This window comes from Pseudoalteromonas sp. P80D2, assembly GCF_036680945.1.
Lineage (GTDB): Bacteria > Pseudomonadota > Gammaproteobacteria > Enterobacterales > Alteromonadaceae > Pseudoalteromonas > Pseudoalteromonas shioyasakiensis.
Genome location: NZ_JAZDAR010000047.1, coordinates 64,965 through 79,963 on the forward strand (window position 1 = coordinate 64,965; position 14,999 = coordinate 79,963).

Below are 14,999 nucleotides of genomic sequence, written 5' to 3' on the forward strand. Positions count from 1 at the left end.
TCTACCGACAAATGTTTACTCTGGTGTGTGAATTAAATGAGCTAACTCGCGATGTAATAATGCTTCGTCACCCAGATTGAGCTCAATCAATCGTTTTAAGTGAGTAATACTATCAATATCAATATGTTCGCAGCGAAGGCCTGCATGCTGATGCTCAACATGGCACAGCTCCACTTGCATTTTAATCTCGATAGTTGACTCTGGCAGGGTGAAGATTAAGTCAGCTTTACTATGAATAGGCACTAAAAATGAATCACTTTTAGTAATGAGCGCACCTTGTAAAGATAAATCAAGTAACTGACAGTGATAGTCGTTATCTTCGATACGAAGGATCGCAGGGCAAGAAAATAATACCCGCGAAAACTCTCTGCGTTCATTCATAGCTGTATCTCCCACTTTAGTTACTTAATGAGTATAGATCATAATGGAGTGAGTGATAGTAAAGCTTAATGCAACAAAAAAGCCCCTAAACAGGGGCTTTTTGAGTATCAGCTAATTAGCCAATTTTTTTGTATTTAATACGCTTTGGTTGTGCCGCTTCTGCGCCTAAGGTTTTCTTCAACCACTCTTCGTATTCTGTGTAGTTACCATCGAAGAAGTTAATTTGGCCTTCATCACGGTAATCAAGAATATGTGTAGCAATACGGTCAAGGAACCAACGGTCATGCGAGATACACATTACACAGCCAGGGAACTCTAAAATAGCGTTCTCAAGTGCACGTAGTGTTTCAACGTCTAGGTCATTGGTTGGCTCATCCAGTAGTAATACGTTGCCACCTGCTTTTAATAGCTTAGCTAGGTGTAAACGGTTGCGCTCACCACCTGATAGGTCTTTAACGAATTTTTGTTGGTCGTTACCTTTGAAGTTAAAGCGGCCAACATAGGCACGGCTTGGGAATTCAAAGTTACCAATTTTTAATACGTCTTGGCCGTTAGAGATTTCTTGGAAAACAGTGTTGCTTTCGTCCATGTCGCCACGGAACTGATCAACCGTTGCAAGCTCAACAGTGTCACCAACAATGATCTCACCGCTATCTGGCGTTTCTTCACCACTTAGCATTTTGAATAGCGTCGATTTACCCGCACCATTGGCACCGATAATACCTACGATAGCGCCTTTCGGCATTGCAAAGTTTAAGTCATCGATTAATACGCGATCGCCAAAGCTCTTCTTCAGGCCTTTCACTTCGATAACTTGGTCACCTAAGCGTGGACCCGGTGGAATGAATAGTTCATTCGTTTCGTTACGCTTTTGGTAATCGTTTTGCTGAAGCTCAGAGAACTGTGCCATACGTGCTTTAGACTTAGCTTGACGGCCTTTCGGGTTTGAACGAACCCATTCAAGTTCTTGCGCGATTGATTTTTGACGTGCTTTTTCAGATTTCTGTTCTTGTTGTAAACGTAAATCTTTTTGCTCAAGCCACGATGAGTAGTTACCTTCCCAAGGAATACCTTCACCACGGTCAAGCTCTAAAATCCAACCTGCTACGTTATCTAAGAAGTAACGGTCGTGGGTTACAGCAACCACGGTACCTTCATAGTCGTGTAAGAAGCGCTCTAACCAAGCAACTGACTCAGCGTCTAAGTGGTTGGTAGGTTCGTCAAGAATAAGCATATCTGGTTTTTCAAGTAGTAAACGACAGATCGCAACACGGCGACGCTCACCACCCGAAAGGTGTTCAATTTTTGCATCCCAAGGTGGAAGGCGTAATGCATCAGCTGCACGCTCTAACACGTTGTCGATATTGTGACCGTCGTGCGCTTGGATGATAGCTTCTAATTCGCCTTGCTCTTTAGCAAGCGCATCGAAGTCAGCACCGTCCATTGCATACTCGTTGTATACTTCATCAAGGCGGTTTAGTGCATTTTTAACTTCGCTAACTGCTTCTTCTACCGTTTCGCGAACTGTTTTGCTTTCGTCTAGCACAGGCTCTTGCGGTAAGTAACCGATTTTAGTGCCTGGTTGAGGGCGAGCTTCACCTTCAAAGTCTTGGTCAACACCAGCCATAATGCGAAGTAACGTTGATTTACCTGCACCGTTAAGACCTAGCACACCAATTTTTGCGCCTGGGAAAAAGTGTAAAGAAATATCTTTTAAGATAGTGCGCTTAGGTGGCACAACCTTAGAAACTCGACTCATCGAGAATATAAACTTATCTGGTAACACCATGAAAGGAGCCTTCAATTTATAAGAAAAATTAACAGCGTATATTGTATACCCAAACCACCTCAAGGTGCGAGTTTCAGTTGGAATTAAAAGCGATTTAGGCAAGGCATTGATTGCAAACAATAGTGGTTCTATTGTTAAAATCAATAACGCAGTATAAATCGCTTTTAAACCAACCCTTTGGGCGCTTCACAGGCACTTACTCTCATCGTTGTTACTTTTTAAAAGGGACTGCCATTCTTGCAAAGTAACGCCTTGATATTAAGCTCCTGTGAAACGCTGAATTCTGCATCTTGAGGAGGCTTGGGTATAGATGCTCTGTCGCGTATACGTCAACGAAACAGGCTTTTATGGGCTTTGCTTTCAAACAATTAAAATTCATTTGGACATCTAAACATCTAGAGGTTGAAATTTCTAACTATCCGTTCATAATTAGCAGTCAGATAAGTATGCTCGGAGCCAGCTATGCCCATTACAGTAAAAGATGAATTGCCTGCCATTGCAAAGTTACGTCAAGAAAACGTGTTTGTAATGCCAAAAAGTCGTGCTAAAACGCAAGAAATCCGCCCAATGCGTTTGGCCATCTTAAACTTAATGCCAAACAAAGTTGAAACCGAAGTGCAGTTTATTCGCTTGTTAGCAAACTCACCGTTGCAAGTTAATGTTGAGCTGTTGCGCTTAGATACCCATCGCACCAGTAGTAACTCTGAGCAGCACATGGATACGTTTTATCGTTATTTTTCAGAAGTGAAAGATAATAACTACGATGCCATGATCATAACAGGCGCGCCGCTTGCTCATTTAGAGTATGACGAAGTTGCTTACTGGGACGAACTAAAAGTTATTTTAGATTGGGCAGAGCAGCATGTGACGTCTACGCTGTTTTCGTGTTGGGCGGCCCATGCGGGGCTTTATCATCACTATGGTCTTAAACGTGATTTGAAACCAAACAAACTCAGTGGCGTATTTACCCATAAAAGCTATTTTGACCATGCAGCGCTAACGCGTGGCTTTGATGATACCTTTTTAGTGCCACATTCTCGTTATGGTCATATTGATATCGATAAGATCACTGCCTGTGAAGAGCTGGTGGTGCTTGCCGGATCAGAGCGAGTTGGTGCCTACTTAATTAAAAATAAATCAGGCAGCCAAGTGTATATTACTGGCCATCCAGAGTACGATGCTCATACCTTAAAAGGGGAGTATTTACGCGACCAAGAAAAATCAGCAGATGCGCCTAAGCCAGAAAACTACTTCCCTGACGATAACCCAGACAACGAACCGTCGAAAACGTGGCAAAGCCATGCCTTTTTATTGTTTTCGAATTGGTTAAACTATTATGTGTACCAAACTACACCGTATGATATTAACTTAGTTAGCCAAGATGTAAGGACTAACAACTATGCCGAGTAATGCAGTGAATAAACGCGAACAATTAACCGAGGCGCTAAAACAGCGAATTTTAATCCTCGATGGCGCGATGGGCACCATGATCCAAGAATATAAATTAGAAGAACAGGATTATCGCGGTGAGCGCTTTAAAGACTGGCATGTACTTATTAAAGGCAATAACGATTTATTAAGCCTGACTCAGCCAAAAATCATTGCTGATATTCACCGTGCTTATTTAGAAGCGGGTGCCGATATCATCGAAACGAATACCTTTAATGCCACGACTATTTCGATGGAAGATTACGACATGGCGAGCCTTAGCCGCGAAATCAACCTCGAGTCAGCGAAGCTTGCACGCAGCGTGTGTGATGAACTTGAAGTAAAGGATCCTAGCAAACCGCGTTATGTAGCCGGTGTGCTTGGGCCAACGTCAAAAACCTGTTCTATTTCACCAGATGTAAACGACCCAGGTTATCGTAATATCAACTTTGATAAGCTAGTGGCTGCCTATGTTGAGTCTACACTGGCATTAATGGAAGGTGGTGCTGACCTTATTTTGATAGAAACCATCTTTGATACCCTTAATGCAAAAGCGGCTTCGTTCGCTGTAGAAGAAGCATTCGAGCAAGCTGGTCGTAGTTTACCTGTGATGATATCAGGCACCATTACCGATGCCTCAGGCCGTACTTTATCAGGGCAAACCACAGAAGCATTTTATAACTCAATCCGTCATATCAAACCGCTATCAATCGGCCTTAACTGCGCCCTTGGCCCTGACTTACTGCGCCAGTATGTTGAAGAGTTATCGCGCGTTTGTGAAACCTTTACCTCGGTGCACCCAAATGCAGGTTTGCCAAACGAGTTTGGCGAATATGATTTAGAAGCTCCTGAAATGGCAAAAGAAATTATTGATTGGGGCAAGTCTGGCTTTATCAACATTGTAGGTGGTTGTTGTGGCACGACACCGGCTCATATTAAGGCGTTTGCGAAAGGCCTTGAAGGTGTTAAACCTCGCCAATTACCTGAGCTTGAAGTGCGTATGCGCTTATCGGGCCTTGAAGCGTGTAACTTAAACTAGGAAACCGACATGACTGACCAAATTGCTGTATTTACTAACGTCGGTGAGCGTACCAATGTAACAGGCTCGGCTAAGTTTAAGCGCTTGATCATGGAAGAAGATTACGAGACTGCTCTCGATGTTGCCCGTGAACAAGTAGAAAATGGCGCGCAAGTGATTGATATCAACATGGATGAAGCCATGTTGGACTCGAAAGCGGCGATGGTAAAGTTTTTAAACTTAATTGCCTCAGAGCCTGATATCTCAAAAGTACCTATCATGGTCGACTCATCTAAATGGGACGTGATTGAAGCAGGCTTAAAGTGTATTCAAGGTAAGGCCATTGTTAACTCAATTTCACTTAAAGAAGGTGAAGAGCCTTTCATCCGCCAAGCTAAGTTAATTAAACGCTTTGGTGCTGCTGCGGTTGTAATGGCGTTTGATGAAACCGGGCAAGCAGAAACTGCTGATCGTAAGTTCGAGATTTGTCAGCGTAGTTACAAAATACTCGTTGATGATATTGGCTTTCCGCCAGAAGACATTATTTTTGACCCGAACATTTTTGCCGTCGCAACGGGCATTGAAGAGCACGATAACTACGCTGTTGAGTTTATCGAAGGTACGCGCCGAATCAAGCAAGGCTTACCGCATTGTAAAGTGTCGGGCGGTGTATCGAATGTGTCGTTCTCGTTCCGAGGTAATAACCCAGTGCGTGAAGCTATTCACTCTGTGTTTTTATACCACGCGATTAAAGCGGGTATGGATATGGGCATTGTAAATGCTGGCCAATTAGCGGTTTACGACGATATCCCCGAAGAGCTGCGCAAAGCTGTAGAAGATGTGATCCTCAATAGCGACCCAGGTGCTGGTGAGCGACTTGTTGAACTTGCACCAAAATACTCAGGTATGGCGCAAGCAGAGAAAGTAGAAGATTTAGAGTGGCGTACTTGGCCTGTTGAAAAGCGCCTAGAACATGCGTTAGTAAAAGGCATTACCGAGTATATTGACGAAGATACTGAAGAGTGCCGCAAGAGCAAAGCTAAGCCTATCGAAGTGATTGAAGGTCCGCTGATGGACGGAATGAACGTAGTAGGCGACTTATTCGGTGCAGGTAAAATGTTCTTACCTCAGGTTGTTAAATCTGCTCGTGTAATGAAACGCGCCGTTGCTTATCTTGACCCTTTCATTGAAGCCGAAAAAGAAGAGGGCGCAACCAATGGTAAAGTGGTTATGGCAACCGTTAAGGGCGACGTACACGACATTGGTAAGAATATTGTAGGCGTTGTACTGCAGTGTAATAACTACGAGGTTATCGACCTTGGTGTGATGGTGCCGGCAGAGAAAATCTTGCAAACCGCCATTGACGAAAAAGCCGACATTATTGGTTTATCAGGGCTTATTACCCCTTCGCTTGATGAAATGGTGCATGTTGCGAAAGAAATGACCCGTCGTGGCTTTGAATTGCCGCTACTAATTGGTGGTGCAACAACCTCTAAAGCGCATACCGCGGTTAAAATTGAACCTCAGTATGATAAAGGTGTGGTTTACGTCAATAATGCCAGCCGCGCTGTTGGGGTGGTTTCTAATTTACTGTCGAAAGAGTTAAAGCCGGCATTTTTAGAGAAAACCAAGGCTGAGTATGAAAAAGTACGTGAACAACAAGCACGTAAAAAGCCGCGCTCAAAACCAGTTACTTTACAACGTGCTCGCGACAACGCTGTAAAACTTGATTGGGACAACTACACACCACCTGTGCCGAAAAAGCTGGGTGTGACTGAGTTTAAAGATGTTTCGATTGCGACGTTAAGACAGTACATCGACTGGACTCCTTATTTCATGACGTGGTCAATCGCTGGTAAGTACCCACGTATTCTTGAAGATGAAATTGTAGGTGAACAGGCTAAAAGCTTATTCGCTGATGCCAACGCAATGCTTGATGAGCTTGAGCAATCAGGTGCGCTGCAACCTTTAGGTGTCATTGGTTTATTCCCTGCAAACCGAGTAGGGGATGACATTGAGATTTACACCGATGAGTCGCGTACAACGCTTTTAACTACATCGTGTCATTTACGTCAGCAAACGGAAAAAACCGACTTTGCTAACTACTGTTTAGCTGATTATATTGCGCCAAAAGGCACTCCTGATTACTTTGGTGCTTTTGCGGTTACTGGTGGTCTTGAAGAAGATGACCTTGCCGATGCCTTTGATGCTAAGCAAGATGATTATAATAAGATTATGGTTAAAGCCGTTGCAGACCGTTTAGCTGAGGCGTTTGCTGAGTACTTGCATGAGCAAGTGCGTAAAGAGTATTGGGGCTATGCGGTAGATGAAAATCTATCGAACGATGAACTTATTCGTGAAAACTACCAAGGTATTCGCCCAGCGCCAGGTTATCCTGCTTGTCCTGAACATACAGAGAAGAAGAAAATCTGGCAGTTACTTGATACCGAGCAGCGTATTGGCATGAAGCTAACAAGTTCATACGCAATGTGGCCGGGTGCGGCGGTTTCTGGTTGGTATTTCTCTCACCCTGAAGCTAAGTACTACGCAGTGGCGCAAATTCAAAAAGATCAGGTTGAAGATTACGCTAAGCGTACCAACATGACTCTTGCAGAAGCCGAGCGTTGGTTGTCGCCTAATTTGGGCTATGAACCAGAATAATAACCTTTAGTTATTAGCTTTTGTTTAAATTAAAAACGAGCCCCCAAATGGCTCGTTTTTTTATGCTCATTTTTTATCATACTTTTTTCTTTTTAATTGTTTTAATACTGGCAAATTCCTTCTAATTTATATATTTGTGTTAAAGTTATACCAATTCGCTTAATAAAGTGGTCTATTTTGAGGCAATAAAACCTCGTTGATAACAAGGCAAAAATTTCGTTATTTAGTTGTTCTAAATGAGAAATTTTTAACGCAGGTAGCGACAGGTTTAATCCCTCAAAATGATTAAGTATTATTGCGGATTGGTATTGTTGAGATTGATCAAGAAATCTAAGGTGAAATTGTGATTGATACAGTGAATGCAAGTGACAAAGATAAAGCACGATTTTTACGTGTTTTTGCATTTATTGGTTCGATCACCTCGTTTTTAATGGCGATCACCAGCTATCAAGATGGTTACCATGCCCTTAGCTATTTATTGATTATTGGCGGCTTTGTGTTTGCCTCACCTTTCGTTATTAAAAATCGTGACGAAACCATAGCAGTACTTATGCTGTACGCTCTCTATTCGATGATGTGTTTTTTAATCGTCTCAGGAGGTAGTAATGGCACGGGGCCATTGTGGTTGTTTATCGTATCTCCTGTGACCTTTTTTATTCGTGGTTTAAAGCGCGGAGCGTTCGATCTTATCTTGCTTGCCATTATTATCTCGGTGCTTTTCTATTTTACCGATCAATTTGGTTATTACAGTTATCCGAGTCATTACTTTCCTACACGTGTCATGCTGTGTTTCTCGATTTTATGTATTTTGGCTGGCTTCTACGAATATTACCGTAACAAATACAGTTTGCAGTTAATGGAGCAACTTAAGCTTAATCAAAAGCTTGCTCGCACTGACGCAATGACAGAACTCGCTAACCGTCGCTACACAACTGAATGCTTGCAAGATAAGCGCTTTGGCGAAGGGGCTGTATTCTTGCTGATGGATGTTGATAACTTTAAGCAAATCAACGACACCTACGGTCATCAAGTGGGTGATGAGGTGCTGATATTCTTTGCTGATGTCTTTAAAGAAGTGTGCACAGAAGAAGATGTTATTTCCCGTTGGGGCGGCGAAGAGTTTTTAATAGTGATCCCAACAGGGTATGAGCTTAGAGCCAGAAAAGTCGCTGAAAGAATCCATAAGAAGCTTGCTGAAAAGCCATTTACGAGCGGCCAGCATCGTTTTCATGTTACCTTAAGTATTGGCTTGTACGTGCGTGTCGCTGATGAGAGCGTGGATCACTGTTTGAACATTGCCGATAAACGGCTTTACCGCGCTAAATCGCAAGGTAAAAATCAAACGGTTGCTGAAGTCGATTTAGCAAAGCATGAGCCTGCTTGATAAATAAAGCCGCAATTAGCGGCTTTATCTATTGCTCAAATTAATGGCTTTTTTCAAAGTCGCTGACTTCACGCTCAGCTTCTTCTTTCGATTTACCGTATTTTTGCTGGATTTTACCAACAAGCTCTTTACGGCTACCCTCAATCACATCTAAATCATCATCGGTAAGGTCACCCCATTTACGTTGTGCTTTACCTTTCAGCTCTTTCCAGTTGCCTTCTAAACGATCGCTGTTCATCATAATCTCCTTACTTTGTTAAACATTCATCTTAGTAAGAGCAATCGCTGTACCAATTTGGTGAAATTTATTAACTAATTGATTTATAGTTGTTTTATGATTTTACATATAATGAGTGGAATTTAAAAGTTTGCAATTACTACGTAGTTTTTAGAATCAGCCTGTAATATTTTCTGTTGCGCTAGTTTTTAGATACTTAGTGGCTCTTAGAGGTATAGCGATTGATTATCCGCGTGTATTCTTCAGTTGATTTTAGTTTACGCAAGTTCTCGTTAAACTGGTCTCTTAAGGCTTCGTCTCGAAATAAAAAGCCACTGGGGTTTTTGCCAAATAACGCAAATCGTTGCACAGGTTTAGAGACATCAATTTCGTCATTGATATTAATTAACGCTCGATAATAATCAAAAATTTTACCGTCCATCTGGATCACTTCGTAGCGCTCTCGATACAAAAGCTGTACTTGTGCAAGCTGATCATAGGTTTCTGCGTATTGTGGGTTTTCTCTGGCCATTGCTTGATATTCTGGTGAGAGTAATTCTTTTGCACCTTGCCATGAAAGAACACTAAAGTGTTTTAATTGTGCAATTGAACTAAGCTGCAGGTTTTGCTTGGCCAGACTAAAAGCAAAGTTCTCGTAGCTGTAAGCAATATCTGAAAAGTAACCGCTCATTTGATGGGTTTCGATAACTTTTTCATTAATATCAGACACAACATCAACTAAGTTCTCAGTATACAAAGGGATCCGCCTTGCATAGGGAACGTAGACAAAGTGTATTTGATAACCGTGAACACCGAGTGTTGCACGAAGTAAGTCAGGAATAATGCCTGTGTTGTCTTCAACCATGACCCAAGGGGGTAGTGTATTGCCAAGTGCAACCGTAATTTTTTGCTGACTAAACGCTTTATGAAACGGGAAAACTAAAAGTAGCAAGGTGATTAAAATACGGGTGTAAATCCTGAACAAGTTAATTCCTTATTCTGATTTTTGTTTGGTCGTTTAATCAAGAATAAGTCTAAACTGGCAGAATGCAATGTTTTCACTTCTAAAGCCCGAGATAGAAAATAAGCCTATAGCCATCGCAATTTTTTGTTTTTTGATACAATGCGCGAAAAGAAAGTAAGAGATACCTAACGTGCTGCCAGTTCAAGATATTTATCAATCCCTGTTAACCACATTACAGAGTAACCCAATGGCCTTATTGCAAGCGCCACCGGGAGCGGGTAAATCGACATGGCTGCCTCTTACATTAATGCGCGAAGGGCACTTTAAACGCATTGTTATGTTAGAGCCAAGACGACTGGCCGCACGCAACATTGCCCAGTATTTGGCAAGTCAGCAGAATGAAAAAGTCGGTGACAGTGTCGGCTTACGCATTCGTGGTGAATCAAAAGTAAGTTCTACAACTAAACTCGAAATTGTCACCGAAGGCATGCTGACGCGTATGTTGCAAAATGACCCAGAGCTTAGTGATGTAGACTTACTTATTTTTGATGAGTTTCATGAGCGCTCAATTGCCGCAGATACGGCTTTGGCATTTGCCCTCGAAACACAGGCAGCACTTCGCGATGATTTAAAAATCTTACTGATGTCGGCAACCTTAGACGGCGATCGTTACAGTGAGTTTTTCAGCTGTCCTGTCATCTCATCACAAGGACGAAGCTACCCAATTGATGAAGTGTATATTCCACTTAAAGACGAAAGCCGCTGGCTTGATGACATACCTGCAGTAATAAAACAGGCGCTTAGTGAGCAAACGGGCAGTGCTTTAGTATTTTTGCCAGGGCAGCGTGAAATCATGCGCGTTCAGCAGTCTTTAAATGATTTAGGTGATAGCGTCGAAGTATTTAGCTTGTATGGTGAGCAAAATAAAAACGAGCAACAAGCTGCTATCGCGCCTGCTAAAAATGGTAAACGCAAAGTGGTATTAACCACCAATGTGGCTGAAACCAGTTTGACCATTGAAGGAATACGCATTGTGGTAGATAGCGGCAAACGCCGTGCTGCCAATTTCAATTTAAAAACCGGTGTTACAGAGCTTGTTACGCAAAGCATTTCTCGTTCTTCAGCCATACAGCGCGCTGGTCGTGCTGGGCGAATTGAGCCGGGGGTTGTGTATCGATTAGGTTCTAAACAAACCTTTGAGCGCCGTAACAGCCATGATGCGCCAGAAATTTTGACCAGTGATATTAGTCAGTTGTTATTAGAGGCAAAGCAGTGGGGGGCATCACTTGCTGAGCTTAGCTTACTCGACCCACCTAGTAGCCAGCAGATTAAACAAGCAACGGCACTTTTAAAAATGCTCGAAGCCATTGATGACAATGAAAAGCTGACACCCCTTGGCAGCCAAATGCTGAGCTATGGAGCCGATATTCGCCTCTCGCATATGCTCATTAAGGCAAAGCAACTAGAGCAGCACATGTCTGGTATTTATGTATTAGCGGGATATTTAACGGCGCTGCTTGAAAGCCGCATTAGTATGCCAGCTGATCTTAATTTGGCATTGCATAGTCAGCACAGCAAACCGCACCCAGTATTTAAGCAGCAATTAAATTATTGGCTATCGCGCTTGCAACTCAAGCCGGTTAATGAGCTTAAAACAGAGTATTTGTCGCTGCTGGTGGCACTTGCCTTTCCTGACCGTTTAGCCAAAAAACGCGGTAATGGTTATTTACTTGCCAATGGTGCGGGCGCTGATTTAAGTGAGGAGTTTTGGCATAACGATGACTATATTGCCATTGCGCATATGGGCGGCCATAAGGGAAACCGTGTTTTTGCTGCTGTTGCCTTTATGCCAAGTGACCTTGAAGATGAGCTTTCGCATTTATTTACTGAGCAAACTCGCTGCGAATACGATGAAAAAGCAGGGCGTTTTATTCATCAAGATGAGCTCAAGCTCGGTGCTATCACAATAGCGAGTCAGCCAAGTAAACAGCCACTAGATAAAAACGAGCGCACCAAAGCCTGGTTAAACTTATTTAGTAAGCAGGGCTTTTCGCTATTTAATGATCAGCCCGACAGTGAGCAGTTACTTATTCGAATGAGCTTGGCAAGTAAGCTGTTACCAAAGTCATTCCCGCTTTTAAATCACGATGAATTAATTGCCGATAGCCAATGGCTTGCACCTTATTTGGATGATATTAAAAACCTTGAGCAATTAAAAAAGTTCAATTACAGCGAAGCGATCAAAAGCTGTTTTGATTGGCAGCAGCAAAGCCTATTGAATGAACACCTGCCCTTACGATTAACTGTGCCAAGTGGTTCAAATGTAAAAGTGACCTATCAGCTAGATGGTCCTGCGAAGCTCAGTGTGCGCATGCAAGAAGTGTATGGCATGACCAGCACGCCTTTGCTGGCCCAAGGTAAACTGCCATTATTAATGGAGCTATTATCACCAGCGAGGCGACCACTACAGCTAACTCAAGATTTAGCTAATTTTTGGCAAACAAGTTACCGCGATGTGCAAAAAGAAATGAAAGGGCGTTATCCAAAACATTTTTGGCCAGACAACCCTGCCACCAGCCAAGCGACTAATAAAGTAAAAAGTAAGATGTGATTTTAATGAAATGAGTTTTACAGCGCTTTGGATTAGGCTTAAGCGATTACTTCTAACCCTTTTTGCTCTGCCAGAGTGAGCATTTTCAATGCTGCTCCTCTTGGTGAGCTATCACCTTGCTCCCATTTTTTAACTAACTTGTCACTGACATTTAAGTATTGAGCAAAAACCGGTTGTGAAAGATTGTATTTCAGTCTTAAGTTACGAACTTGTTCGGGGGTAAATTCATGAACACTTGTAAGGCATAATGCGTCAAATTTACGCATCGTCGTTTTGTCTATAACTCCTGACTTTTTTAATCCACTCACTGTTTTGTGAACTGACTTTAATATGTCACTCATGATCATCACCTACAATTAAAAGTTCGCCATCATCGACTAGTTGTTTAAGTTCACTTTGGGAAAATCGAATAAACTCTTTTGCTAACTCTTTTAATGCTAATTTTTCTTTAGCATTTATATTAGCTCTAGCGTTTTTAGCAAACGCATAGAGAAAGAAATATTTATCACCAATTACCGCCCCGACGATAGTTCTATAACCAGTTCTTTTTCCTTTACTGCCCATGGCTACGCGCTTTTTATAGACATTACCACCTAGGTCTGCATCGTAAAGGCCTGCTGACATCTCTTTGCAAGCGTTTATTAAATCAGCATCAGACAGGCTTTCTTTTTTCGTGCGCGAAACAAAATCCTTTGTTTTATAAATTATAGTATACTCCATTAGGGTACACTTTCAATGTTTCACTCAGTAGCCAATCAATGATAATGAGGTTTTCATTGGTGTCCCTCTATTGTTGATAGCAGAAGTAATGGGTGATTACTAGTTATCTATCTGCGCAAAACCAATACGAATAAAATAAACCGTTACAATTTCTGGCCTTGTTTTGGTTTCTCTTTTGTTGGTTGTTTAGTAGTCTGAATTAGTCATTAATAAAAAAGAGAAAGTCGGTGTCTGCAGCTATTACCCTTGCTCAATACGTTAAAAAACGCACAGGTGTGCCCCTTGGGCATAAAGATTCGTTGCGCAATATGCTGACACGCTCGCTGGGTGCGAGTTCGTTTTATCTGTTTTGGCGATATTGGAATCCGGTCTGGAGCTATTATTTATCTCGGTTTGTAATGAAGCCTTGCAATGACATTATGCCGGCTTGGTGTGCCCTTGTTGTGACTTTTGCTGTCAGTGGGGCGCTGCACGATTTAGCTGTGAGTTTAGTGAAGTTAAAGCCACTATTCTTTTTTACTCCTTGGTTTACTGTGATGGGCGCTTTGGTATTAGTAAGCAAGTACAGCCAACTCCAGTTTAGCTCTGCTCCTTGGTGGTTAAGAGCGCTCGCCAACATCAGCTTTATTGTATTGAGCTTTTGGTTGACGAGCCACCTTTTTTAGCGCGTTACTGCGTTGCTAAAAGGTAGTCAGTGTAGCCTTTAGCACCGCCTCCAAATAAGGTATCAGGATCGTGCTGTGCAAGCTCAATACCTTGTTCAATGCGCGCTGGCAGATCTGGGTTTGCAACAAACGGGCGACCAAAACCTATTAAATCAGCCCAGCCTGCGGCTAATGCTTGCTCTGCTTTCTCGCCAGTGTATTTGCCCGCATAAATCATTAACCCGGCATAGTTTTCACGCAGTGCTAGTTTAAAACTTTGCTCCATTAATGGCGCATCATCCCAATCAGCTTCGGCAATGTGCAAATAAGCAACGGTAAGGTCATTGAGTACTTTTGCTGCGCCAATATAGGTTTCAAACGGGTTATCATCGACCGTACCATTGAGGGTTGTGAGTGGAGCAAGGCGCACGCCAACACGCTCAGCGCCAATTTCATCACAAACCGCTTGTGTCACTTGTTGTAAAAAGCGTAAGCGGTTTTCTAAACTACCGCCGTATTCATCAGTGCGTTGGTTTGACTCTGAATCAATAAATTGATTAATTAAGTAACCATTAGCAGCGTGAAGTTCAATACCATCAAACCCAGCATCAACTGCATTACGGGCAGCTTGTCGGTATTCGTTTATAACCTGTTTGATATCGTCATGGCTCATTGCGCGTGGCTGTGCTGTGGCAACAAAGTCGGGTTTGTCATCTTCATCAATAAAAACTTTTACGTCTTTAGCTGCAATCGCAGATGGTGCAATTGGTTGCTCGCCACCTGTGTTACTTGGGTGAGATACTCGGCCAACATGCCAAAGCTGAGCGAACATAACGCCACCAGCTTGATGAACTTTGTCGGTTACTTTCTTCCAACCTGCAATTTGCTCGGCTGTGTAAATACCCGGTGTCCAAGCATAACCCTTACCTAGGGCTGATATTTGTGTGCCTTCGCTGATAATTAAGCCAGCGCTGGCACGCTGTGCATAGTAGTTGGCCATTAACTCATTGGCGACATCACCCGGTTGTGATGAGCGAGAGCGGGTCATCGGTGGCATAACAATGCGGTTTTTTAATGTATGACCGGCAAGTTGTACGGTATCGAATAATTTGTTCATTACGGCTCCTTGAAAGCGAATATGCTTTCAGCATAACGAAAATTATTTATGAAATTAATGCCACT

Annotated in this window: 13 protein-coding genes; 6 read left to right on the forward strand and 7 right to left on the reverse strand. The window is 42.6% G+C overall.

Annotated elements, in window-relative coordinates; translation table 11 throughout:
- Positions 1–15 precede the first annotated feature (15 nt).
- Together VRK28_RS12255 and ettA are read right to left on the reverse strand one after the other, a co-directional pair.
- Entirely contained in the window at positions 16–381 is a 366-nt protein-coding gene (locus tag VRK28_RS12255; protein ID WP_058586492.1) for a PilZ domain-containing protein, read from the reverse strand.
- A 115-nt stretch (positions 382–496) separates the two neighbouring features.
- Positions 497–2,170: an energy-dependent translational throttle protein EttA gene (gene ettA, locus VRK28_RS12260; RefSeq protein ID WP_054562291.1), complete on the reverse strand. Its 1,674-nt coding sequence runs from the start codon at positions 2,168–2,170 to the stop codon at positions 497–499.
- A 462-nt stretch (positions 2,171–2,632) separates the two neighbouring features.
- On the opposite strand from ettA, the gene VRK28_RS12265 reads away from it, so the two are divergent.
- The 4 genes from VRK28_RS12265 to VRK28_RS12280 all read left to right on the forward strand — a co-directional run bounded on the left by VRK28_RS12265 (position 2,633) and on the right by VRK28_RS12280 (position 8,661).
- A complete protein-coding gene (locus VRK28_RS12265; RefSeq protein WP_274168398.1) occupies positions 2,633–3,580 on the forward strand; it encodes a homoserine O-succinyltransferase in 948 nt (315 codons plus the stop codon).
- Positions 3,570–4,637: a homocysteine S-methyltransferase family protein gene (locus tag VRK28_RS12270; protein ID WP_332394010.1), complete on the forward strand. Its 1,068-nt coding sequence runs from the start codon at positions 3,570–3,572 to the stop codon at positions 4,635–4,637. The genes VRK28_RS12265 and VRK28_RS12270 overlap by 11 nt, the downstream gene beginning before the upstream one ends.
- Before the next feature lie 9 nt (positions 4,638–4,646).
- Entirely contained in the window at positions 4,647–7,277 is a 2,631-nt protein-coding gene (gene metH, locus VRK28_RS12275) for a methionine synthase (protein WP_332394011.1), read from the forward strand.
- A 343-nt stretch (positions 7,278–7,620) separates the two neighbouring features.
- Positions 7,621–8,661 (forward strand): GGDEF domain-containing protein, encoded by a 1,041-nt coding sequence (locus tag VRK28_RS12280; protein ID WP_332394012.1) that lies wholly within the window; start codon positions 7,621–7,623, stop codon positions 8,659–8,661.
- 40 nt (positions 8,662–8,701) lie between these two features.
- Here VRK28_RS12280 and VRK28_RS12285 read toward each other — a convergent pair whose 3' ends face one another.
- Both VRK28_RS12285 and VRK28_RS12290 read right to left on the reverse strand, forming a co-directional pair.
- Positions 8,702–8,899 (reverse strand): CsbD family protein, encoded by a 198-nt coding sequence (locus tag VRK28_RS12285; RefSeq protein WP_269408353.1) that lies wholly within the window; start codon positions 8,897–8,899, stop codon positions 8,702–8,704.
- 196 nt (positions 8,900–9,095) lie between these two features.
- Positions 9,096–9,863 (reverse strand): substrate-binding periplasmic protein, encoded by a 768-nt coding sequence (locus VRK28_RS12290; RefSeq protein WP_332394013.1) that lies wholly within the window; start codon positions 9,861–9,863, stop codon positions 9,096–9,098.
- Positions 9,864–10,032: 169 nt separating this feature from the next.
- Between VRK28_RS12290 and hrpB the strand changes: the two genes are divergently transcribed.
- Positions 10,033–12,453: an ATP-dependent helicase HrpB gene (hrpB, locus tag VRK28_RS12295; RefSeq protein WP_332394014.1), complete on the forward strand. Its 2,421-nt coding sequence runs from the start codon at positions 10,033–10,035 to the stop codon at positions 12,451–12,453.
- Between the two features lie 38 nt (positions 12,454–12,491).
- Here the strand turns inward: hrpB and VRK28_RS12300 are convergent, their stop codons facing one another.
- Both VRK28_RS12300 and VRK28_RS12305 read right to left on the reverse strand, forming a co-directional pair.
- On the reverse strand, positions 12,492–12,794 hold the full coding sequence (locus VRK28_RS12300) for a helix-turn-helix domain-containing protein (protein ID WP_138600233.1): 303 nt from the start codon (positions 12,792–12,794) through the stop codon (positions 12,492–12,494).
- The gene (locus VRK28_RS12305; RefSeq protein ID WP_332394015.1) at positions 12,787–13,173 is read right to left on the reverse strand and encodes a type II toxin-antitoxin system RelE/ParE family toxin; all 387 of its coding nucleotides are present in this window, start codon (positions 13,171–13,173) and stop codon (positions 12,787–12,789) included. Before VRK28_RS12305 ends, VRK28_RS12300 begins: the two co-directional genes overlap by 8 nt.
- Before the next feature lie 227 nt (positions 13,174–13,400).
- Here VRK28_RS12305 and VRK28_RS12310 point away from each other — a divergent pair, with 227 nt between their 5' ends.
- Positions 13,401–13,838 carry an acyltransferase gene (locus tag VRK28_RS12310; protein ID WP_269408326.1) on the forward strand — a complete coding sequence of 146 codons (438 nt, stop codon included), beginning with the start codon at positions 13,401–13,403 and terminating at the stop codon, positions 13,836–13,838.
- Between the two features lie 4 nt (positions 13,839–13,842).
- Here VRK28_RS12310 and VRK28_RS12315 read toward each other — a convergent pair whose 3' ends face one another.
- Entirely contained in the window at positions 13,843–14,934 is a 1,092-nt protein-coding gene (locus tag VRK28_RS12315) for an alkene reductase (protein ID WP_332394016.1), read from the reverse strand.
- Between the last annotated feature and the right edge of the window lie 65 nt (positions 14,935–14,999).